The organism is Bradyrhizobium sp. 62B (genome assembly GCF_030272265.2).
GTDB lineage: Bacteria > Pseudomonadota > Alphaproteobacteria > Rhizobiales > Xanthobacteraceae > Bradyrhizobium.
In genome coordinates, this window is the sequence record NZ_CP092841.2 from 2,406,936 (window position 1) to 2,429,689 (window position 22,754).

Annotated in this window: 18 protein-coding genes; 5 read left to right on the top strand and 13 right to left on the bottom strand. The window is 64.8% G+C overall.

Annotation, left to right across the window (positions count from 1 at the left end; all coding sequences use genetic code 11):
- The first annotated feature begins 56 nt into the window (after positions 1–56).
- Positions 57–2,009 carry a squalene--hopene cyclase gene (gene shc, locus ML401_RS11340; protein WP_285811979.1) on the top strand — a complete coding sequence of 651 codons (1,953 nt, stop codon included), beginning with the start codon at positions 57–59 and terminating at the stop codon, positions 2,007–2,009.
- Positions 2,006–2,755 carry a phosphorylase gene (locus ML401_RS11345; RefSeq protein ID WP_285811980.1) on the top strand — a complete coding sequence of 250 codons (750 nt, stop codon included), beginning with the start codon at positions 2,006–2,008 and terminating at the stop codon, positions 2,753–2,755. Before shc ends, ML401_RS11345 begins: the two co-directional genes overlap by 4 nt.
- Before the next feature lie 830 nt (positions 2,756–3,585).
- Here ML401_RS11345 and hpnH read toward each other — a convergent pair.
- Together hpnH and ispH are read right to left on the bottom strand one after the other, a co-directional pair.
- Positions 3,586–4,746: an adenosyl-hopene transferase HpnH gene (gene hpnH, locus ML401_RS11350; RefSeq protein WP_212065245.1), complete on the bottom strand. Its 1,161-nt coding sequence runs from the start codon at positions 4,744–4,746 to the stop codon at positions 3,586–3,588.
- A gap of 36 nt (positions 4,747–4,782) precedes the next feature.
- Positions 4,783–5,709 (bottom strand): 4-hydroxy-3-methylbut-2-enyl diphosphate reductase, encoded by a 927-nt coding sequence (gene ispH / locus ML401_RS11355; RefSeq protein WP_212065244.1) that lies wholly within the window; start codon positions 5,707–5,709, stop codon positions 4,783–4,785.
- 466 nt (positions 5,710–6,175) lie between these two features.
- Here ispH and ML401_RS11360 point away from each other — a divergent pair, with 466 nt between their 5' ends.
- On the top strand, positions 6,176–8,764 hold the full coding sequence (locus ML401_RS11360) for an MMPL family transporter (RefSeq protein ID WP_285811981.1): 2,589 nt from the start codon (positions 6,176–6,178) through the stop codon (positions 8,762–8,764).
- Here the strand turns inward: ML401_RS11360 and ML401_RS11365 are convergent.
- Entirely contained in the window at positions 8,732–9,364 is a 633-nt protein-coding gene (locus tag ML401_RS11365; protein WP_194407093.1) for a DUF2147 domain-containing protein, read from the bottom strand. The two genes, ML401_RS11360 and ML401_RS11365, sit on opposite strands and share 33 nt — an antisense overlap.
- 141 nt (positions 9,365–9,505) lie before the next feature.
- Between ML401_RS11365 and hpnO the strand changes: the two genes are divergently transcribed.
- On the top strand, positions 9,506–10,897 hold the full coding sequence (gene hpnO / locus ML401_RS11370; RefSeq protein WP_285811982.1) for an aminobacteriohopanetriol synthase HpnO: 1,392 nt from the start codon (positions 9,506–9,508) through the stop codon (positions 10,895–10,897).
- A 20-nt stretch (positions 10,898–10,917) separates the two neighbouring features.
- Here the strand turns inward: hpnO and ML401_RS11375 are convergent, their stop codons facing one another.
- The 7 genes from ML401_RS11375 to ML401_RS11405 form a co-directional block, all read right to left on the bottom strand.
- Complete coding sequence (locus ML401_RS11375; RefSeq protein WP_211417700.1) at positions 10,918–11,064, bottom strand: hypothetical protein; 147 nt, start codon at positions 11,062–11,064, stop codon at positions 10,918–10,920.
- A gap of 145 nt (positions 11,065–11,209) precedes the next feature.
- Positions 11,210–11,977 carry an anti-sigma factor gene (locus ML401_RS11380; protein ID WP_211417699.1) on the bottom strand — a complete coding sequence of 256 codons (768 nt, stop codon included), beginning with the start codon at positions 11,975–11,977 and terminating at the stop codon, positions 11,210–11,212.
- A complete protein-coding gene (locus ML401_RS11385; protein ID WP_194407097.1) occupies positions 11,974–12,522 on the bottom strand; it encodes a sigma-70 family RNA polymerase sigma factor in 549 nt (182 codons plus the stop codon). The genes ML401_RS11380 and ML401_RS11385 overlap by 4 nt, the downstream gene beginning before the upstream one ends.
- A gap of 109 nt (positions 12,523–12,631) precedes the next feature.
- A complete protein-coding gene (locus ML401_RS11390; RefSeq protein ID WP_194407098.1) occupies positions 12,632–12,967 on the bottom strand; it encodes a cupredoxin family copper-binding protein in 336 nt (111 codons plus the stop codon).
- Positions 12,968–12,981: 14 nt separating this feature from the next.
- Positions 12,982–13,926, bottom strand: coding sequence for a metallophosphoesterase (locus ML401_RS11395; protein ID WP_211417697.1), 945 nt, complete (start codon positions 13,924–13,926; stop codon positions 12,982–12,984).
- Between the two features lie 223 nt (positions 13,927–14,149).
- Positions 14,150–15,028 (bottom strand): alpha/beta fold hydrolase, encoded by an 879-nt coding sequence (locus ML401_RS11400; protein ID WP_211417696.1) that lies wholly within the window; start codon positions 15,026–15,028, stop codon positions 14,150–14,152.
- Positions 15,029–15,040: 12 nt separating this feature from the next.
- Positions 15,041–16,660: a GMC family oxidoreductase gene (locus ML401_RS11405; RefSeq protein WP_211417695.1), complete on the bottom strand. Its 1,620-nt coding sequence runs from the start codon at positions 16,658–16,660 to the stop codon at positions 15,041–15,043.
- A 174-nt stretch (positions 16,661–16,834) separates the two neighbouring features.
- On the opposite strand from ML401_RS11405, the gene ML401_RS11410 reads away from it, so the two are divergent.
- On the top strand, positions 16,835–18,007 hold the full coding sequence (locus tag ML401_RS11410) for a M20 aminoacylase family protein (RefSeq protein WP_285811983.1): 1,173 nt from the start codon (positions 16,835–16,837) through the stop codon (positions 18,005–18,007).
- Between the two features lie 192 nt (positions 18,008–18,199).
- Here the strand turns inward: ML401_RS11410 and ML401_RS11415 are convergent, their stop codons facing one another.
- From ML401_RS11415 to ML401_RS11425, 3 genes are all read right to left on the bottom strand, one after another.
- On the bottom strand, positions 18,200–19,828 hold the full coding sequence (locus ML401_RS11415) for an inorganic phosphate transporter (protein ID WP_285811984.1): 1,629 nt from the start codon (positions 19,826–19,828) through the stop codon (positions 18,200–18,202).
- 99 nt (positions 19,829–19,927) lie between these two features.
- A complete protein-coding gene (locus ML401_RS11420; protein WP_285811985.1) occupies positions 19,928–21,370 on the bottom strand; it encodes a UdgX family uracil-DNA binding protein in 1,443 nt (480 codons plus the stop codon).
- A complete protein-coding gene (locus ML401_RS11425) occupies positions 21,370–22,605 on the bottom strand; it encodes a putative DNA modification/repair radical SAM protein (RefSeq protein ID WP_211417691.1) in 1,236 nt (411 codons plus the stop codon). The genes ML401_RS11420 and ML401_RS11425 overlap by 1 nt, the downstream gene beginning before the upstream one ends.
- Between the last annotated feature and the right edge of the window lie 149 nt (positions 22,606–22,754).

The following is a 22,754-nucleotide window of genomic DNA, read 5'->3' on the forward strand; positions in this document are numbered from 1 at the left end:
CCTGACGGGCAAATGTCCCGGCCTATTTCAATCGACTATCGGAGCAATCGAGCGACATGGATTCCGTGACCGCGACCAGCCGCGAAGCTTTGGAATCGAGCATTGCATCGGCGACGCAGGGCGTCCTCGACGTCCAGCAATCCGACGGCCATTGGGTGTTCGAGCTCGAGGCCGACTGCACGATTCCCGCCGAATACGTCCTGTTGCGCCACTATCTCGCCGAGCCCGTCGATGTCGCGCTCGAAGCCAAGATCGCCAATTATCTGCGCCGCATCCAGGGCGCCCATGGCGGCTGGCCGCTGGTGCATGACGGCGAGTTCGACATGAGCGCCAGCGTGAAGGCCTATTTCGCGCTGAAGATGATCGGCGATTCCGTGGATGCGCCGCACATGGTGCGTGCGCGCGAGGCGATCCACGCCCGCGGCGGGGCGATCAACAGCAACGTCTTCACCCGCTTTCTGCTTGCGATGTACGGCGTGGTGACCTGGCGCGCGGTGCCGGTGCTGCCGATCGAGATCGTGCTGCTGCCGTTCTGGTCGCCGTTCCACCTCAACAAGATCTCCTACTGGGCGCGCACCACCATGGTGCCGCTCATGGTGCTCGCAGCGCTGAAGCCGCGCGCGAAGAACCCGAAGGGCGTCGGCATCGACGAACTGTTCCTGCAGGATCCGCGCTCGATCGGCATGACCGCCAAGGCGCCGCACCAGAGCATGGCCTGGTTCGTGCTGTTCCGCGCGCTCGACGGCATTCTGCGCGTGGTCGAGCCGATGTTTCCGAAGAGCCTGCGCAAGCGCGCGATCGACGCCGCGCTTGCCTTCACCGAGGAGCGGCTCAACGGCGAGGACGGCATGGGCGCGATCTATCCGCCCATGGCCAACATCGTCATGATGTACGACGCGCTCGGCAAGGACGAGAATTTCCCGCCGCGCGCGATCACGCGCCGTGGCATCGACAAGCTGCTGGTGATCCACGACAGCGAGGCCTATTGCCAGCCCTGCGTCTCGCCGGTCTGGGACACGACGCTGACCGCACACGCGTTGCTCGAAGCTGGCGGCGACAAGGCGGTGCCCGCGGCCAAGCAGGGCCTCGACTGGCTGATCCCGCGGCAGGAGCTCGAGGTGAAGGGCGACTGGGCGGTGAAGCGGCCCGACGTGCGCCCGGGCGGCTGGGCCTTCCAGTACAACAACGCGCATTACCCCGACCTCGACGACACCGCGGTGGTGGTGATGTCGATGGACCGCATGCGGCGGGAGCACGGCGCCACCGGCTATGACGCCGCGATCGCGCGCGGCCGTGAGTGGATCGAGGGCATGCAGAGCGACGACGGCGGCTGGGCCGCCTTCGACGTCAACAACCTCGAATATTATCTCAACAACATCCCGTTCTCGGACCACGGCGCGCTGCTCGATCCGCCGACCGAGGACGTCACGGCGCGCTGCATCTCGATGCTGGCCCAGCTCGGCGAGACCGCGAAGACCAGCAAGCATGTGGCCGACGGGGTCGCTTACCTCCGGAAGACCCAGCACCCCGAGGGGTCCTGGTACGGCCGCTGGGGCATGAATTTCATCTATGGAACCTGGTCGGTGCTCTGTGCCCTCAACATGGCCGGCGTCGACCACGGGGATCCCATGATTCGCAAGGCCGCCGACTGGCTGGCCTCGATCCAGAACGAGGACGGCGGCTGGGGCGAGGATGCCGTCAGCTACCGGCTGGACTACCGGGGCTGGGAAGCCGCCCCCTCGACCGCCTCGCAAACGGCATGGGCCTTGCTTGCCCTGATGGCGGCAGGCGAGGTTGATCACCCGGCCGTCGCCCGCGGGGTGGAGTACCTGATTGCAACACAGAACGAAAAAGGACTGTGGGACGAGCAGCGGTACACCGCCACAGGCTTCCCCCGCGTGTTCTATCTGCGGTATCATGGTTACCCAAAGTTCTTTCCGCTGTGGGCGTTGTCGCGGTATCGGAACTTGCGGAACACCAACAGCAGGGTGGTAGGGGTCGGAATGTGACTTTGGGGACGGGGGACTATTTTACCGCGGGTAATGCCATCGACCCGCGGCCGATACTGATCGTGACTGGATTGGTGCAGGAGGCCCGCATCGCGGCCGGGCCCGGAATGGCGGTCATCTGCTCATCCAGCAGCCCGACCCAGTTGCGGGCGCTGCTGACCGTGGTGGATCCTGAGACGATTCGCGGCGTGATCTCGTTCGGCGTGGCCGGCGGGCTGGACCCGACGCTGCGCTCCGGCGACGTCGTGCTGGCGACCGAGGTGCTCTCCGGCGATACCCGCTGGGCCGCAGGCCTCTCGCTCGGCGACGATCTGATCGACCGCCTGACCTCGGGACGCCGCCGCGTGGTGCGCGGCAGCCTCGCCGGGGCCGAGGAAGTGGTCACGAAGAGCTCCTGCAAGGCGGCGCTGCATTCGGAGACGGGTGCTGCCGCCGTCGACATGGAAAGCCACATCGCCGCCGCCTACGCCACGGAAGCCGGGCTGCCCTTCGCCGCGGTCCGCGTCATCAGCGATCCCGCCCACCGCGCGCTGCCGGCGCTCGCCCGTGCCGCGATCAAGCCGAACGGCCAGATCGATCTCGCCGCCGTGCTGCGCGGCATCGTCCGCAATCCGGCGACGCTGCATGCACTGGTCTCGACCGGCATCGACTTCAACCGCGCGCTGCGATCCTTGCGCGGCTGCCGCGATTATCTGATCGGGACGGAGCTGATCGAGAGCGAGGCAATGGTGTCGAAGGCGGCCTGAGCGGGACGTCGATCCCTAGAATAAGGAAAGGCCCGGTCGCGCGACCGGGCCTTTTGTTTGGTGTCCCTGATCCGGATGTAACTCGCTGACAGTACTGGACCGGTGCCAGCGAGAGCCGTCGGGCAAAACACCGCAAACCCCGTCAACGCCTTCGTACAAAATATTCCACTTTCCCGAATTTCGGATTTGTGGCATAGAGCGTTCATCCCGGCCCTGCCAGAGGGGCGCTTCGCGATCGTCACGAAATGCGGGTCGGGGTGCGGTGGACGCGGTAGCGCCGGCGCGGCAGGCGATGACAGGGGCGGGCGACCGTTGAGTCATGCGCGGCGCGCTACGACACGGCGCGGTCACAGCGGCTTCGGTCGTCGTCGGAGGTGAGCACACGCGAGCTCCCGGCGATCAGGTCGAAACCGTCCGCGGACGGAACCATCCGCGCAGGGAAGGCCGGGCGACCGGCAACACCTGTGATCCACCCCGTGTGCATTTTCATTGCGCACGGACCGCGGGTACCGCCGGCGCCCGGCCTTCCCTGCGCCCTTTGGCTTCTATGGGGCGCGAACTAAACGCATAAGCCCGGGCGGATACGCCGCGGGACTGCGAAGGTGTGTCCGCGGAAGAGCGCGCTGATGAAAACGCAAGCCGGTGCACATACGCCGTCATTGCGAGGAGCGAAGCGACGAAGCAATCCAGAATGCCTCCGCGGACGCAGACTGGATTGCTTCGCTGAGCTCGCAATGACGATGTCGCGAATAGCGTGGCTCAAGCGCGAATCAAAAAGGCCCGGTCGCGATCGCGGCCGGGCCTTCGTCGTGAGATTTGATTGCGTCCGCTTACGCGGCGGTCGAAGCCTTCTGCGCGGCCTTCGCCTGCGCGGCTTCGGCCTCGTCCTTGCGGATCTCCGACAGGCGCTTCTGCACTTCGGCCGAGAAGATGTATTGCGCCGGGCGCTGCTTGCTCATGTCGATCTCCGGCGCCATCGGGCCCGAGGTCCTGATGCCGCGCAGCGACACCCACATCGCCTTCAGCGGGTTGTTGAGCGCGGCAGTCGCAGCCGTCGGCTCGTAGCCGCAATGGGCCATACAGTCGGCGCACTTCTCGTACTTGCCGGTGCCGTAGGTTTCCCAGTCGGTGGTGTCCATCAGCTCCTTGAAGGTTTTTGCGTAGCCTTCACCGAGCAGGTAGCAGGGCTTCTGCCAGCCGAAGATGTTGCGCGCGGGCATGCCCCAGGGGGTGCACTCGTATTCCTGGTTGCCGGCGAGGAAGTCCAGGAACAGGCCGGAATGCATGAAGTTCCACTTCTTGCCCTTGCCCATCGCGAAGACGTCGCGGAACAGCTTCTTGGTCTTGGTGCGGTTGAGGAAGTGCTCCTGGTCCGGCGCACGCTCATAGGCGTAGCCCGGCGACATCGAGACGCCGACGCCGAGCTCGACGGTGAGGTCCAGGAACTTTGCGATCTCCTCGGCCGGATGGCCGTCGAAGATGGTGGCGTTCACGTTGACGGTGAAGCCGCGCGCCTTGGCCGCCTTGATCGCGGACACGGCGCGGTCGAACACGCCCTTCTGCGAGACGGCCTTGTCGTGATGGTCACGCAGGCCGTCGAGATGCACGGAGAAGAACAGATACGGGGAGGGCTCGAACAGGTCGAGCTTCTTCTCGAGCAGCAGCGCGTTGGTGCAGAGCGAGACGAACTTCTTGCGCGCGACCAGGCCGCGCACGATCTCGCCGATCTCCTTGTGGATCAGCGGCTCGCCCCCGGGAATCGCCACCATCGGCGCGCCGCACTCGTCGGCCGCGTCCCAGCACTCCTGCGCGGTCATGCGGCGGTTGAGGATCGCATCGGGATAATCGATCTTGCCGCAGCCGACGCAGGCGAGGTTGCAGCGAAACAGCGGCTCCAGCATCAGCACGAGCGGGTAGCGCTTGCGGCCAAGCAGTTTCTGCTTGAGCAAATAGCCGCCGATACGCATTTCCTTGAAGAAGGGGATTGCCATTACAAGTTTCTTTCTGGGCTTTTCAATTCGGGTGGGTCAGCTCGCAGCCAGTTGGGCCGGAAGCCGGAATTCGATGTTTTCCTCGCGGCCCGGCAACACCTGGACCTTCACCGGTCCGATCCGCCGCATCGCTTCGATCACGTCATCCACGAGTACCTCAGGCGCCGAAGCGCCGGCCGTGATGCCGACGGTCCTGGCATTTTTCAACCACTCCGGATTGAGCTCGCTGCCGTCGGCAATCAAATAACTCGCGACGCCGGCCTCTGTGCCGATTTCGCGAAGCCGGTTCGAATTCGAGCTGTTGGCAGCGCCCACCACCAAGATCACGTCGACCAGCTTGCTCAAGTCCCTTACCGCAGATTGGCGGTTCTGTGTCGCATAGCAGATATCCCGGATATCCGGACCTTGAATGTCTGTAAAGCGGGCCTGGAGGGCCGCGATGATGTCCTTGGTGTCGTCGACCGACAGGGTGGTCTGGGTGATGTAGGCCACTGGCGTATCCGCCGGCAGGGTGAGCGCCTTAACCTCTTGAATGCTTTGAACAAGCAGCACGGGGGCGGGAACCTGGCCCATGGTGCCCTCGACCTCGGGGTGGCCGGCATGGCCGATCAGTATCAGCGTGCGGCCCCTGGTGATGTAGCGCTTCCCCTGATTGTGAACTTTCGTGACCAGGGGGCAGGTGGCGTTGAGCACCGGAAGGTCGCGCGCGGCGGCCTCTTCCTCGACGCTGCGGGCGACGCCATGGGCGCTGAAGACCGTTACCGATCCCGGCGGAACCTCGGACAGTTCCTCGACGAAGATGGCGCCTTTGTTCTTCAGGCTCTCGACGACGTATTTGTTGTGCACGATCTCGTGGCGCACGTAGACGGGCGGGCCGTACTTCTCCAGCGCCCGTTCCACGATCTCGATTGCACGCACCACGCCCGCGCAGAAGCCACGCGGTTGCGCCAGATAAACTTCCATAGGACGCCCATCACGTAAGTTGCACCAATCCGCTTTCCGCAAGTCCCCGGCGGCACCCCGATACTGACCAATGAGTTGCAATATCCGCACCATTGGTTCGCGCACGCGGTAGCCACCCACCCCCGTTGGGGCTCCGGCGCATGGAGGCGCAATACTTTGTGTCAAAAAATCGGCAGCAAGGAAAGGTCGAATGAAACCCTGGGATACCCTGCCACCGGCTTGAAGGTATCATAGTATGGATTTCATCTCATGCGAAATGGCGACGTTTGCGCTCACCCTTGGCCACTTTCCCGCCTCAACTCGCCGGCTATACCGGGACCGCCCCGCATGATTTTGCCCGGTCTCCCGCCGTTTACTTCGAACCTTGTTGCGGCGAGAACCACCCAAAACAGCAATAGGTTTCGCCCGGGAACTCCGATAAACAGCGGGCGTTTCCGGCAAGCTGTTAACCGCAGAAAGAAAAGAAGTGCTGCAAAGCGTAGTCGTTGCCATCGTCAGGGCCTGCACCCGGCTTGCCACCCTCGTCGTCGTTCTCGGGCTCCTGCTGGCGGTGGGCGCGGGCTATTACGCGTCCCAGCACTTCGCCATCAACACCGACATCAATTCGCTGATTTCTCAGAACCTCGATTGGCGCAAGCGTGACCAGCAATTCGACAAGGCGTTTGATCAGAATGAACTGATCCTCGCGGTGGTCGAAGCCCGAACGCCGGAGATGGCGAGCGCTGCGGCAGACGCGCTCTATGCCAAGCTGAAGGGCGACAAGACCAACTTCCAGTCGATGCAGCAGCTCGGCAGCGGCGAGTTCTTCGAGAAGAATGGCCTGCTGTTCCTGCCTACGGAAGAGGTCGGCAAGATCACCGGCCAGTTCGAATCCGCCGCGCCCCTGATCGAGATCATGGCCGGAGATCCCTCGATCCGCGGCCTGACCGGCGCGCTGGAGACCGGACTTGCGGGCGTCAAGCGCGGCCAGGTCAAGCTCGACAACACCGAGCGGCCCTTCAACCTGATAGCGCAGACGGTCGAGACCGTGCTCAACAAGGGCAATGCGAGCTTCTCCTGGCGCGAACTCGTCAGCGACGAGCCGCTGAAGGATTCCGACAAGCGCGCTTTCATCGAGTTCAAGCCGATCCTCGACTACAACGCGCTGGAGCCCGGCAAGGATGCCACCGACGCGATCCGCAAGGCCGCCACGGATCTGGATTTTTCGACCAAGTACCAGGCCCGCGTGCGGCTGACCGGACCGATTCCGATCGCCAACGAGGAATACGCCACCGTGCAGGAAGGCGCCGTCGTCAACGGCGTCGGCACCGTTCTCGTCGTGCTGGTCATCCTGTGGCTGGCGCTGCACTCGTCGAAGATCATCTTCGCAGTGTTCATCAATCTCTTCGTCGGCCTTGCGATCACGACCGCGGCCGGACTGATGATGGTCGGATCGTTCAATCTGCTGTCGATCGCGTTCGCGGTGCTGTTCGTCGGCCTCGGCGTCGATTTCGGCATCCAGTACAGCGTCCGCTACCGCTCGGAGCGCTACAAGCACAACGACCTTTCGGGCGCGCTGGTGCTGGCGGCCAAGCGCTCGGCGGTGCCGCTGTCGCTCGCGGCGATGGCGACGGCCGCCGGTTTCCTCTGCTTCATGCCGACCGACTACAAGGGCATCGCAGAGCTCGGCCAGATCGCCGGCGTCGGCATGCTGGTGGCGTTCCTCTCATCGATCACCGTTCTGCCGGCCATGCTGAAGCTGCTGAACCCGCCCGGCGAGAAGGAGCCGGTCGGCTATGCCTTCCTCGCGCCGCTCGACAATTTCCTGGAGAAGCACCGCGTGCTGGTCGTCGGCGGCACGCTGTTGCTGGCGCTCGCCGGCCTGCCGCTGCTCTATTTCATGAAGTTCGACTTCAACCCGATGAACTTGCGTAACCCGCGTGCCGAATCGATCGCGACCTTCCTCGATCTGCGCAAGGACCCCAACACCGGCGCCAACGCCATCAACGTGATGGCGACGTCCGAGGAGCAGGCAAGGCAGATCGAGGCGAAGCTGGAGAAGGTGCCCGAAGTGCTGCGGGTGATGTCGCTCAACAGCTTCGTGCCGCAGGACCAGCCGCCGAAGCTGAAGCTGCTCGCGCAGGGCGCCAAGGTGCTGAACCCCGCGCTCAACCCCGATCAGATCGATGCGGCGCCGTCCGACCAGGAGAACGTCGAGGCCCTGAAATCCTCGGTCGACAATCTCCGCCGAACGGCGGGCGACGCGAAAGGCCCGGGCGCGGCCGCCTCGCGCCGTCTCGCCGACGCGCTCGAAAAGCTCGCCAATGGCGACGAGGCGACACGCAACAAGGCGCAGGATGTGTTCGTCGCGCCGTTGAAGGTCGTGTTCGACCAGCTCAGGAACGCGATGCAGGCGGGGCCCGTTACCCTGAACTCGCTGCCGCCCGACCTCGCGAGTGCCTGGAAGAGCAAGGACGGCATCATCCGTGTCGAGGCGCTGCCCAAGGGTGATCCCAACGACAACGACACGCTGCGCAAATTTGCGGCGGCGGTGCTCGTTGCCGAGCCGACCGCGATCGGCGGGCCGGTCTCGATCCTGAAATCCGGCGACACCGTGGTGCGGGCGTTCATCCACGCCGGCATCTATGCGTTGCTGGTGATCAGCCTCTTGCTGTGGATCACGCTGCGCCGGTTCGTCGACGTGCTGATGACCCTGGTGCCGCTCCTGGTTGCAGGCGCGGTGACGCTCGAGATCTGCGTGTTGATCGGCCTGCCGCTCAACTTCGCCAACATCGTCGCGTTCCCGCTGCTGCTCGGCGTCGGCGTCGCCTTCAAGATCTATTATGTCGTGGCCTGGCGCTCAGGCAGGACAAACCTGCTCCAGACCAGCCTGACACGCGCGATCTTCTTCAGCGCGCTGACGACCGCGACGGCGTTCGGCAGCCTGTGGCTGTCAAGCCATCCCGGTACGTCCAGCATGGGCAAGCTGCTGGCGCTCTCGCTGGTGACGACGCTCGCAGCCGTGTTGCTGTTCCAGCCGGCCCTAATGGGCAAACCCCGCAATCTCAGGGAGTAGGCAGATGTCGCCGACCGGATCGGCGGCGCCCTTCTGAGCGGGTTTGGCGGCGCCGGCCGCCTTCGGGGCTGCGGGAGCAGGCGCGGGCGCGGCGGCAACCGTCGTGCCTGCGGCTTTCGGCGCCGCGCCGGCGGGCTTCGGCCCGCCCTTGGCCATGGCGTTGGCAGGGCTCAAGGGGATCGGCGGGCCGACCCGGGTCCAGGTCTCGCCGCCGCAGAGGAAGCCCATCACGCAGCCCTTGATTTCGAGCTGGTCGGTGCTGACAGGCGTGATGGTCGCGCTGTAGATCTGGCCGTCCTGGGCGTTGTAGACCTGTCCCTCCCACTGATCGGCGCCCGCCTTCTTCTTCATGTCGATCAGCGTCACCATGCCGAGCGTCGGCCTGTTCTTTTTCGAGACATCCGGATTGTTCTCGTCGCGCCCGCCGGGCTTCTTTTCCCAGGCAACAGCGCCCCACATGCTGCCATTGCATTGGGCGACGCGGATGTTGGCGACGCCGTCAGCGACCCGCCAGTCGCCGGTCGGGTCGGCGGCGAGCGCCGGGGTCAGGCAGGTGTAACCGCCAGCCAGTATTAGTCCGGTGTAAAGGGCTAAACGCATGATAGTTCCTCGGCAGTGCAACATGGTTTAAAGCTGTGCTTGCGAAGATGGTCCGAAAAAGGGCAAAAGGCCGCACAGACCGTTTTCAGTCACGGTCCCTTTTCAGTTGACGAGACGACCCTCAACCGAAGTATGTAACGGATGCACAGCCCAAATCCAGACATGTCTCAGCTATTCGCGGACCGTCAGGCCCAGCGCAGCACCCTGCATAATCGGTATCTGAACGAGCAGTTCGTTCGGGTCCTCAAGACCATCGGCTACGATGTCGGCTTCCAGAAGGGGCAGGGGCAGTATCTCTACGATCGCGACGGCGCGCGCTATCTCGACCTGCTGTCCGGCTTCGGCGTGTTTGCGATCGGGCGCAATCATCCGGTCATGCGCGATGCGCTCAAGAGCGTGCTCGATGCCGACCTGCCCAACCTCGTGCAGTTCGACGTCTCGGTGCTCGCCGGCGTGCTCGCCGAGCGGCTCCTGAAATACGTCCCCTATCTCGACAAGGCGTTCTTCGCCAATTCTGGCGCCGAATGCGTCGAGGCCGCGATCAAATTCGCGCGCGGCGCCACGGGGCGCCCCGGCATCGTCTATTGCGCCCATGGCTATCATGGCCTGACCTATGGCGCGCTGTCGCTGACCGGTGATTCGAATTTCCGCACCGGCTTCGAGCCGTTGCTGCCGGGCTGCACCTCGATCCCGTTCAACGATCTGGCGGCGCTGGAAAAGGCGCTGGCCTCGCGCGAGGTCGCGGCCTTCGTCGTCGAGCCGATTCAGGGCAAGGGCGTCAACATGCCCACCGACGAGTTCCTGCCCGGCGCGGCTGCGCTCTGCAAGAAGTACGGCACGCTGTTCGTCGCCGACGAGATCCAGACCGGCATGGGCCGCACCGGCCGCTTCCTCGCGGTCGAGCACTGGAACGTCGAGCCCGACATGGTGCTGTTGTCGAAGTCGCTCTCGGGCGGCCACGTGCCGGTCGGCGCGGTGCTGACGCGCAAGGCCATCTTCGACAAGATCTTCAACCAGATGGACCGCGCCGTGGTGCACGGCTCCACGTTCTCCAAGAACGATCTGGCGATGGCCGCGGGCATTGCGACGCTCGACGTCATGGAGTCCGAGAAGCTGATCGACTCCGCCGCCAAGCGCGGCGCCGAGCTGCGCCTCGCGCTGACGCGCATGGTGCCCGGCTACGAGCTGATGAAGGAAGTGCGCGGCAAGGGCCTGATGATCGGCGTCGAGTTCGGCCCGCCGAAATCGCTGCGTCTGCGCGCCTCCTGGAACGTGCTGGAGACCGCCAACAAGGGCCTGTTCTGCCAGCTCATCACCGTGCCGCTGTTCAAGGACCACAAGATCCTGACGCAGGTCGCCGGCCACGGCAGCCACACCATCAAGCTGCTGCCGCCGCTCACCATCACCGAGGAAGACTGCACCTGGATCGAGAAGGCGTTCGACGACGTCATCGCCGGCAGCCACAAGGTCCCCGGCGCGATCTGGTCGCTCGGCAAGACGCTGGTGGACAACGCGGTGAGAAGGTCGGCCTGATCTTCGGCCGACCGCGCCGATCAGCAGCGCCCGGCGTAGTCCCAGATATGAAGCATGTTCAGCGTGAACAGGCCGGCAAAGCCGACAATGGCGGCGAGGAGCGCGAACCAAATCCATTGCTTGCGCTCCTTGAGGGCCAGCAATGCAGCGCAGCCCGCCGCGAACATCGACGGAAGCGTGGTGCAGATAATCAGTGACGGAATGATGTCTGTCCTCCCAATGGAGCTGCAATCTGTCGAATTGCGCTCGCGAGGACTGTGAGAGGCGTCACTTCTCCGAACCATGGTGCGGCGCTTCGCCCGCTGCCGGCAATTAACCCTCCACATTCGCCTTCATCGCCGCCTCGAACTTGTCGACGAACTCGGCGAGCTCGTCGGCGCCGATGTCGCTGACGGCCCAGAAGTTCAGGCCGCGATTGCCCCAGCGGCGGCAGTTGAAGCCCTGCATCGTCTCGGTCTTCGGCGCGCGATACTCGGCGTTCGAGGTCTGCGACACGAACAGGTTGATCACATGCTGCCGGCGCCGGTAGACGACGGCGCCGATGGCGCGGGCGTCGATATAGTCGAGCCGGCCGCCGACCAGCGTGAAGCCTTGCGCGGTGAGATCGATCACGGGCGGGGCGACGTCGAGCTTGCCGTTGAACCACGGCTTGACCGTGTGCTGGTCGGTCGAGACCACGTCTGTGAGGTGGCCCGCCTGGAGCGAGCGCAGATGCGCGGAGACGACCTCCGACAGGATGCGCTGCTGGTCGTCCTGGCGCAGCACAAATGCGACGACGCCGGAGGCGGCGAGCGCGGAGACGGCCGAGCCCATCGCAAAGCCGCGCAGCACGGAGCGGCGTGACGGCTGCCGACGCGGTGCCTGCGGCAGCGAGGCTTCGATCCGGTTGCGCAGGCTCGCCGGCGCCGTGTAGCGCAGATCGGCGTCGGCAAGCACGCGCTGCATCTCGCGCTGCGAGGCGAGCTCCGCGGCGCAGTCCGGGCAGGTTGCGATATGGGCTTCGACCTCGCGCGCATGGCCGGCATCGAGCTCGTTGTCGAGCAGCGCGTGAAGCAGGATCCTTGCTTCGTCGCAGGTCATTTCGCTTGCTCCTCTTCCGCCGTCCAGGCCGCGCGCAGCATGGCGCGGGCGCGGGCGAGGCGGGACATCACGGTGCCGACGGGGGCGCCGACGGCGTCGGCGATTTCACGATAGGACAGGTTGTTGATCTCGCGCAGCACGAAGGTTTCCTTGAACGGCTCGGCGAGCGCGTCGATCAGCTTGCGGATCGCGCCGGCATCGCGGCTGCGCAGCATCTCGGTTTCCGGGCTTGCCTCGTTCTCCTGCCAGATCGGCGTCTGCTCGGCGGCACCGGGCGTATCCTCGATCGGGCTGGGCCTCGACGCGCGCCGCGCATATTCGGCGTTGCAGACATTGCGCAGAATCGCGAACAGCCAGGGCTTCATGGCCGGCCCGCGATAGCTGTCGAAGTGCTTCAGCGCGCGCAGATAACATTCCTGCACCGCATCCTCGGCGTCGGAGGCATCGCGCAGCAGATAGCGCGCGAGCGTGTAGACGTCGTCGAGATAGGGCAGCGCTGCTTCGCGGAAGCGTTGCGCCTTCTGCAAATCGTCGGTGGCGGGCATCGCTCCTCGCTTTGCCTCTGCTTCTTCTGTTGTCGCGATCGAAGGCGCACGCGCCCGGCCGGCGTGGGACCACCGGCCGGGCAAGACGTTGATGCCTTGGTTGGAGAGGTTACTCAACCTTGATCATCCCCGTCATATGCGGGTGCAACGAACAAAAATATTTGTAGTCGCCCGCATTGGTGAAGGTGAACGTGAACTTGTCGTCGGTGTCCAGGGTCTTGGACCTGAACTTGCCGGCCGACACCACAGTGTGGGGGATGTCGTCCCGGTTGGTCCAGGTCACGGTGGTGCCGACTTTGATTGTGAGCTCGGGCGGCTGGAAGACGAAATTGTCGATATGAATCTCCATGTCGTCGGCGCGGGCGCTTGTTGCGGGCAACAGGATGGAAGCGGCCAAGGCGAGACCGAGATCGACGCCGAAGTCGCGGCGGTTGAGTGTCTTCATTGTCAGCTTCCACTCTAGCCCTGGAGCGGCGTGTCGATGATCGCGAGCCGCTGCTCGTTTTGCTTGAAGTTGACGCTGGCAACGCCGAGCATGCTTCGGAGCCTGGCGTCCTCGACCTTCATCGGGCCGGGCGAGGGAGCGGCGCCCGGCGCCGGCTGCGGGAAAGCGGTGGAGCGCGCGGTGTGGAAGGTGACGTTGCCCTCGACCTTCTGCATCACCTGGTGGATGTGGCCGTTGAGCACGGTGACCGAGCCGAAGCCCTTGACGTATTCGAGCGCGCGGCCGCCGTCCTCGGTGCCCCAGCCCCACTCGGGATAGACGGTCCAGAGCGGAATGTGCGCAAACAAGACGATAGGCGTCGATTTCGACTTGCCGCGCAGGTCGTCCTCGAGCCATGCGAGCTGCTCGGCGCCGAGATTGCCGAGACCGCCGGCCTTGAGATCGACCACGTTGACGAGGCCGATGAAGTGCACACCGCCGGCGTCGAACGAATACCAGCCGTGGCCCTTGGTGCCGCGGCCGTAGCGCTCGCGATAGAGCTTCACCTCCTCATCGATGAAGTCGTGCTCGCCGGGCACGTAATGCACGTCGAGCTTGGTCTGCGAGATAATGCGCTCGGCGTTGTCGAACTCGGCGGCCTTGGACAGATGGGTGATGTCGCCGGTGTGGATCATGAAAGACGGCTTGACCGGCATTGCGTTGATCTTGTTCACGGCCTCCTCCAGCGTGCCGAGCGCGTTGGGATTGGCCGGCTTGTCGAAGCCGACATGGCTGTCGCTGATCTGCAGGAAGGTCATGCCGGGGGCGGCCGCGGTCGCAGCTTGTGCGGAATCGATGATGCCGAGCGAGCGCGGCACGCCGCCCGTGACGGTCCAGAGCACCCCGGTGCCGGCCCATGTCATGCATTCCAGCACCTTGCGGCGGTTGACGCCGTCGTTCCCGTGATCGTGTCCGCTCATCGCGCATCTCCGCTCGCCCTGAATTGGGCTTCGGGGAGGTGATTGCGGGAGAGGGAAACTTATTCCCGGGTGGGATGACGTTTTCGTGAGCAGAACGATTTCGTGTTCCGGACGCGCTGCAATGCGGAGCGTTGCTGCGCAGAGCCGGGCCCAGCAAGCTGCACTATGGGCCCCGGCTCAGCAGCGCATCACTGCGTGCTGCGTCGCGTCTGGGGCACGAGACCTATCTTGTGAATTCCCTTACCGCATCCACCACAGCCGCCGGCATTTCCTGCGCCACGCAATGCCCGGCACCCTCGAACACCATCGTGCTGACGCGGGGAATCAGCGAGACCGCGCGCGCTGCCATCTCCTTGTAGATCGGCCCCGACTTCGCTGCGGTCGTGACGCGCACCGGGCAGTCGATCTCGGTGAGAGAGCCGAACGGATTGCCGCGGGCATCGCCGACGTAAACCTGCTCCATTGCCTCGTAGATCGGGCGCAGGATCGCGGTCTCGATCTCGGGCGTGCAGCAGAGCCGCACTCGCCCATCGTCGAGCGACACGAAGCCGTGACGCACATAGGCGCGGAGCGAGGTCTCGGTCCAATCCGCAAACGCTGGCGCCGTGCGGTAGCGCTCGAAGACGGCATCCGCGCTGTCGAACTCGGCGCGCCGGCGCAGCGTGCCCTGCACGCGAGCGAGGGATTCGTCGTTCAGTCCTCCGGAACGGGCCGCGCGCGGGTCCATCACGGTCGGCTCCATCACGAACAGGCGGGTGAAACGTCCGGGCAGGAGCTTTGCCGCGAGCAGAAGATCGGTCGCGCCCGCGCTATGGCCGATGCCGTAGACATCGCGCAGCTCGAGCGCGTCGATCACCCGGCAAATGTCATCGGCATAATCCAGGAAATGATAGGCGCCGGGCTTGTGGCTGGCGCCGTGGCCGCGGCGGTCGAGCCCATAGACGGTGTAGGTCGAGGCGAGCTCGCGCGCGACCTCGTCCCAGACGGCGGCGACGAAGCCGGTGCCGTGCACGAGCAGGGCGGGCGGCCTGCCGCTCTCGCCCCATTGCAACATCGCGATCTCAGCGCCGGCCGGGCCGATTGAAAAGCGGTGGGGGTTCATGATGGCGGGACGCTACTTCGCATCCTCCAGGATCATGGTCGCGCCCTTCTCCGCGATCATCGCGGTCGGGGTGTTGGTGTTGCCCGAAGTGATGGTCGGCATGATCGAGGCGTCGACGATGCGCAGGCCTTCGAGGCCGTAGAAGCGCAGGCGCTCGTCGACCACGGCCATGGGATCGCTCACCGCGCCCATCTTCGCCGTGCCGACGGGATGGAAGATGGTGGTGCCGATGTCGCCGGCGGCTTTCGCCAGCGAGGCGTCGTCGTCGCCGACGGTCGGACCGGGCAGGTATTCGCTCGGGCGATATTTGGCGAGCGCCTTCTGCTGCATCAGGCGGCGGGTGGTGCGGATGGCGTCGGCGCCGACCTGGCGGTCGTCGTCGGTCGACAGATAATTCGGCGCGATGATCGGCTTCTCGTCCGGGCTCGCCGAGCGCAGCCGCACGGTGCCGCGCGAGGTCGGCTGCAGATTGCAGGCGCTGACGGTGATGGCGGGAAAGCGGTGCAGCGGATCGCCGAACTTGTCGAGCGACAGCGGCTGCACGTGGAACTGGATGTTGGCGCGCGCGCGCGTCGCATCCGAGCGGGTGAAGATGCCGAGCTGCGAGGGCGCCATGGTCAGCGGACCACGGCGGCGGAAGGCGTAGTCGAGGCCCATCAGGCCGCGGCGGAACAGATTGTAATAGGTCTCGTTCAGCGTGCGCACGCCTTCGACCTTGTAGATCGCGCGCTGCTGCAGATGGTCCTGCAGATTGCGGCCGATGCCGGGCTTGTCCATCACGATGTCGATGCCGAGCGGCGACAGCCAGTCGGCAGGGCCAATGCCCGAACGATGCAGCACTTGCACCGAGCCGATGGAGCCGGCCGAGAGGATCACCTCGCGTTTCGCGCGTGCCTCGATGATCTCGCCGTTCTGGATGAAGCGCACGCCGACGGCATGGCCCTGCTCGATGATCAGGCGATCGACCAGCACATGCTTCTCGAGCCGCAGGTTCGGACGATTCAGCGCCGGCTTGAGGAAGCCGCGCGCCGAGGACCAGCGCCGGCCGCGCTTCTGGTTGACGTGGAAATAGCTGGTACCTTCATTGTCGCCGGTGTTGAAATCCGGAATGCGCTTGATGCCCATCTCCTCGGCGGCGTCGCCGACCGCGTCGAGCACGTCCCATGACAGCCGCGGCGCTTCGATGCGCCAGCCGCCGCCGGCGCCGTGATGCTCGCTCGCGCCGAGGAAGTGGTCTTCGAGCTTTCGAAACAGCGGCAGCACGTCGTCGTAGCCCCAGCCGGTCATGCCGAGCTGGCGCCAGTGATCGTAATCGGCAGCCTGTCCGCGCATCGAGATCATGGCGTTGATCGCCGAGCAGCCGCCGATCACCTTGCCTCTGGGATAGGCGAGCGAGCGGCCGTTCAGCCCCGGCTCGGCCTCGGTCTTGAACATCCAGTCCGAGCGCGGGTTGCCGATCGCGAAGAGATAGCCGACGGGGATGTGGAACCAGATCCAGTTGTCGTCGCCGCCGGCTTCGAGGATGAGGACGCGGTTCCTGGGCTCGGCCGAGAGCCGGTTGGCGACGATGCAGCCGGCCGTGCCGGCCCCAACGACAATGTAGTCAAACTCACCTTCGAGCCGTCTTGGCATTCTGCTTCCACCCGGATGGTCACTCAACGTTTCGTCCTAATAGGCAGACGCCGCGGGCCGGGACAAGCCCGGCCATGACGACAGGACAGAGCTACCCTCAATCTGCGGGAGTTAGGTGGACTGCCGCTTGCATGGTAGACAGTCCTGCATTTTCAACAAAGCTCGAGACCCTCCATGCCCATCGTGAACCGCGTCGCCGACCTCCAACCCGATATTCAGGCCTGGCGCCGGGACATCCATGAGCATCCCGAGCTGCTGTACGATGTTCATCGCACTGCAGCATTCGTGGCGGACCGGCTGCGCGAGTTCGGCTGCGATGAAGTCGTGACCGGCCTCGGCCAGACCGGCGTCGTCGGCGTGATCAAGGGCAGCAAGCCGGCCGGCGAGGGGCTCAAGGTGATCGGCATGCGTGCCGACATGGATGCGCTGCCGGTCGACGAGCAGACCAACCTGCCTTACGCCTCCAAGACCCCGGGCAAGATGCACGCCTGCGGTCATGACGGTCACACCGCGATGCTGCTCGGGGCAGCCCGCTACCTCGCCGAGACCCGCAATTTCGCCGGCGATGCGATCGTGATCTTCCAGCCTGCCGAGGAGGGCGGCGCCGGCGGCGCGGCCATGGTCAAGGACGGCCTGATGGAACGCTTCGGCATCGAGCAGGTCTACGGCATGCACAACGGCCCGGGCATCCCGATCGGCTCGTTCGCGATCCGGCCCGGTCCGATCATGGCGGCGACCGACGAGGTCGATATCAATATCGAAGGCGTCGGCGGTCACGCCGCGCGTCCGCACAAATGCATCGATTCCGTGCTGGTCGGGGCGCAGGTGATCACCGCCTTGCAGTCGATCGTCGCACGCAGCGTCGATCCCCTGGAATCGGCCGTGATCTCGATCTGCGAATTCCACGCCGGCAACGCCCGCAACGTCATTCCGCAGACCGCGACGTTGAAGGGCACCATCCGCACGCTCTCGCCCGAGGTGCGCAAGCTCGTCGAGAAGCGCGTGCACGAGGTGGTCGCGGGCGTCGCCCAGATCACCGGCGCCAAGATCGACCTGCGCTATCAGCGCAATTATCCCGTGGTGAACAACCATGCCGCGGAGACCGAGGTGGCGCGGCGCATCGCCAGGCAGGTCGCGGGCGATGCGAATGTGCACGAGATGCCACCGCTGATGGGCGGCGAGGATTTCGCGTATATGCTGGAAGCGCGGCCCGGCGCCTTCATCTTTTGCGGCAACGGCGACAGCGCCGGCCTGCATCACCCCGCCTACAATTTCAACGACGAGGCGATCGTGTATGGCACGTCGTACTGGGTGAAGCTGGTCGAGGAATCGCTGGCGGCGTCGTAAGGCTTTTTCTTCACCTAGCCCCGCTTGCGGTCGGGCATCGCGAATGAGGTTTGGGCTGGGGCATTGACACCAACCACAGCGTCACGGCCGGGCTTGTCCCGGCCATCCACGCTTGTCCACGCGCTGAGAACGTGGATGCCCGGGACAAGCCCGGGCATGACGACGTCTGTGCAGTCTTGAGAGGCAAGAGCTTTAGAAGATTCGCGAGAAGATCACGTAGAGCGTGGCCGACAGCATGATCGCGCAGGGCAGCGTCAGCACCCAGGCCATCAGCAGGTTGCGGATGGTCGACCATTGCAGGCCCGAGCCGTTCGCCGCCATGGTGCCGGCGACGCCTGACGACAGCACGTGGGTGGTCGAGACCGGCAGGCCGAACACGTCGGCGGCACCGATCGTGGCGGCCGCCACGAGCTCGGCCGAGGCGCCCTGCGCGTAGGTGAGATGGGTCTTGCCGATCTTCTCACCGACGGTGACAACGATGCGCTTCCAGCCGATCATGGTGCCGAGGCCGAGCGCGATGGCAACCGCGATCTTCACCCAATTCGGGATGAACTTGGTGGCAGCATCGAGCGAGCCCTTGTAGGCGTTCAGGGTCGCGATCTCGTCCTTGCTAAGATCGTTCTCCTTGTCCTTCATCAGGAAGCGGATCGCTTCCGAGGTCATGTACATGTCGTTGCGGGTGTTGCCGACGGCCTCCGCCGGCACTTTGCTCAGCGAGCCGTATTGGGCAACCTGATTGCCGACGTCCTTCACCAGCACGGCGAGCGAGGGATAGGTGCCTTCGTTGAGCTGACGTAGCGCGATGTATTGCGTCACGGCGGGGCGGGGATCGCCGATGATGCTGTGGCCGGCGCCCTTCGCCGCGATCACCCTGGACGCGGCCTCCGAGGTCTTCTGGAACTGGGCGACCTGGGATTCCGGCAGCGCGCGGTTGAGGGCGTAAGCCGTCGGCACGGTGCCGATCAGGATCAGCATGATCAGGCCCATGCCCTTCTGGCCGTCATTGGAGCCGTGCGCGAAGCTGACGCCGGTGCAGGTTGCGATCAAGAGGCCGCGGATCCAGAGCGGCGGCGCCTTGTTGCCCTCGGGCGCGGCGTAGAGCGCCGGGTTGCGCACGATGAACTTGAGCAGCAGCAGCAGAACGGCGGCGCAGATGAAGCCGAACAGCGGCGACAGCAGCAGTGCGTAGCCGATCTCGGTCGCCTTGGTCCAATCCACGCCCGAAGTGCCGTCGCGGCCGCGCATGACGGCGTTGGCGACGCCGACGCCGATGATCGAGCCGATCAGCGTGTGCGAGGAGGAGGCGGGCAGGCCGAAGAACCAGGTGCCGAGATTCCACAGGATCGCGGCGATCAGCAGCGCGAACACCATCGCGAAGCCGGCGCTGGAGCCGACCTGGAGGATCAGTTCGACCGGCAGCAGCGAGACGATGCCGAAGGCGACCGCGCCGGAGGAGAGCAGCACGCCGAGAAAGTTGAAGAAGCCCGACCACATCACCGCGACTTCGGCCGGCAGTGAATGGGTGTAGATCACGGTCGCCACCGCATTGGCGGTGTCGTGGAAGCCGTTGACGAATTCGAAGCCGAGCGCGATCAGCAGCGCGACGAGCAGGAGGATGTAGGGCAGATAGGTCGTCACCTTCGTGCCGGTGGCGTTGACGTCGGCATAGATGCTGTAGGCGACGAACAGCAGGCCCGCGGCGAGGATGCCGAAGAACAAAATCATCGTCAGCGGATTGAAGCCCTTGTCGAGATTCGGCCGCGAGGCCGGCTGAACGGGCGCGGGATCGGCTACCGCGCGGTCGAATGCAACATCGGTCATGTCTGGACGCCCCTTACCTTGCAGTTGAGGGGCATTGTCCGCGATGGATTTGAAGGCTGGATGACAAGCGGCGGTTGAAGGCCGCTTTCCCACCACTATTCAGGCGGCGTGCGCGGCTTTCCTCTGCAGGCCCGCTGCAATCTTCAGATCTTCGACAAAGCGCCGATATTCCAGCACTTTGGCCTCCGGATCGGGCAGTCGCAGCAGATAGGACGGGTGCACCGTCACCAGAGCCTTGCGCCCGTCGGGAAGGTCTATGAGGCGGCCGCGGGTCTTGCCGATCGGGGTGATCTTGCCGAACACGCTCTGCGCCGCGGTGGCACCCATCGCTACGATCAGATCGGGTTGGATTACTGAGACTTCCCGCTCGAACCATTGCCGGCACGCGCGGATCTCCGGCGTATTCGGCTTCTGGTGCAGGCGGATCTTTCCACGCGGCACGAATTTGAAGTGCTTGACCGCGTTGGTGACGTAAACCTTCTTGCGGTCGACCCCGGCTTCCGCAAGCGCACGGTCGAGCATCTGCCCGGCCGGGCCGACGAAGGGGTGGCCCGCGAGGTCTTCCTTGTCGCCGGGCTGCTCGCCGACCAGCATGATGTTGGCCGATCTCGGGCCTTCGCCGAACACGGTCTGTGTCGCGTCCTTGTAGAGAGGACAGGCGCGGCAATGCGCGGCCTCCTCGCGGAGGGTTTCGAGATCGTCGGCGGCGGTCTTGCGTGGCATCGGAGCCTCCGGCCGCTTCTGAGGCTTGTGCGGATCGGTTGCGGCGTTGGCGATCATGGCGCCGGTCATGCGCTCGGCGTCCTCGATCAAGGGCTTAATGATCGAGGCCTCGGGCAGGTTCCTCCAGTATTTCTTCGGCATCTCGGCCTGCATCGCCTTCACCTTGAGCCGGGCCGGATTGAAGATGCTGGCGTAGTAGCGCCGCCAGGTTTCCTCCAGCCGGTCCTCGCCCGGCGCTTCGCTCTTGCTGACGCCCGGTGTGAACGCGAGCGCATGGCCATCCCAATGCGCGCAGAGGTCCGGCGTCAGGATCGACCAGGGCATGTCGGCGAAGCGTTTGGCGAAGAACGGCGCTGCGAGCTCGACGATGTGATGCTCCGGCTCGAACCAGGCGACGTAATGCGCTGCGCGTTCCCTGCCGATCTCGCGGAAGCGCACGAAGGCATGCATCTTGTGCTCGTCGCGATGGACCGCTCTCGCCATGGCGGTGACTTGCGCGACGTCAGGGTCGGTCGCGACCTCGATGAGATCGTGATTGTCCTTCAGCCGAAACAGCAGCCGATAGAGGATGGCAAAGCGCTCGGGATCGCGGTGCAGGATCGCTGCTTTCGCGAGCTCGATGAACTTGCCTGATACGTTGAAGGTGCCGTCGTTCACCTCGAGGATTGGTGACGGCGCGGGCGGGGCGAACAGCTCGGCTTCGCCGCCTTGCACGGCAAAGGTGACATCGGCGGGCCTCACGTGGTGAAGCACGAGGCTGCGGGCGGCTGTGCGCCAGCCGTCGAAATCGGTTTCGGTGTCGAGGGTGATGTACTGCATCAGAAGCCAAATCCCAGTTGCGTTGCCTTCGGCTTGAACCGTTCGATCAGCCGCGCGTCGTCGAGACGGTGCGGCGAAGGGCGGTGATCGCTGAGGACGATGAACGGCAGCGCCTTGTGCTTGGGCACATGCAGCCGTGCGAGATCGGCGAAGCGGATCGTGGTGGTGCGTCGTGTCGCGATGATGCGCTCGACCGCCTTGGTGCCGAAGCCGGGCACACGCAGCAGCTCCTCGCGGCTGGCGCGATTGACGTCGAGCGGAAAGCGGTCGCGGTGGCGCAGCGCCCAGGCGAGCTTTGGATCGATGTCGAGCGGCAGCATCGCGCTGTCGTCGACGATCTCCGCAACGTCGAAGCCGTAGAACCGCATCAGCCAGTCGGCCTGGTAGAGCCGGTGCTCGCGCAGCAGCGGCGGCTGCACCAGAGGCAAGGCGCGGCTCGCATCGGGGATCGGGCTGAAGGCGGAATAATAGACGCGCCGCAGCTTGTACGAGCCGTAGAGATTGGAGCTGGTGTGGAGAATGGTGTGATCGGAGGCGCTGTCGGCGCCCACGATCATCTGCGTGCTCTGGCCCGCCGGCGCGAAGCGCTGCGGCCTCGCCTTCGTCTTCGCGGCGCGGTTCTCCTCGGCTTCGTCCAGCTTCAGCCGCAGCCGGCCCATGGTGCGGCGGATCGCGCGCACGTCCTTCTCGGGCGCGAATTGCTGCAGGCTGGTCTCCTCGGGCATCTCGATATTGATGGAGAGGCGGTCGGCATATTTGCCGGCCTCCGCGATCAGCGCGTCGTCGGCCTCGGGAATGGTCTTGAGATGGATATAGCCGCGGAAGTGATGCTCCTCGCGCAGTTTTCGCGCGACGCTAACGACTTGCTCCATGGTGTAATCGGGGCTGCGGATGATGCCGGAGGAAAGGAACAGGCCCTCGATGTAATTGCGCCGGTAGAAGTCGAGCGTCAGCTTGACCACTTCCTCGATGGTGAAGCGGGCGCGCGGCACGTTCGAGGAGGCGCGGTTGACGCAATAGAGGCAATCGTAATTGCAGGCGTTGGTCAGCAGCACCTTGAGCAGGGAGATGCAGCGTCCGTCCGGTGCGTAGGAATGGCAGATGCCCATGCCGGGCGCGGTCGAGCCCATGCCCTTGCGGTCGCTGGAATCCCGCTTTTCAGTACCGCTGGAGGCACAGGACGCGTCGTACTTGGCGGCGTCGGCCAGGATTTCCAGCTTGCGTTGTACGTCCATGTTTGAATCCCGTTGATTCCACTGATGAATCCGCAAGCGCGCCAATTCGATTGACTCTCCGCGCGCCGTTAGCTTTATATTAGAACATATCATGAACAAATGAGCTAGCCATTGGTTCTCTTTGGGAGCCACCGGCAATCACCTCTGAA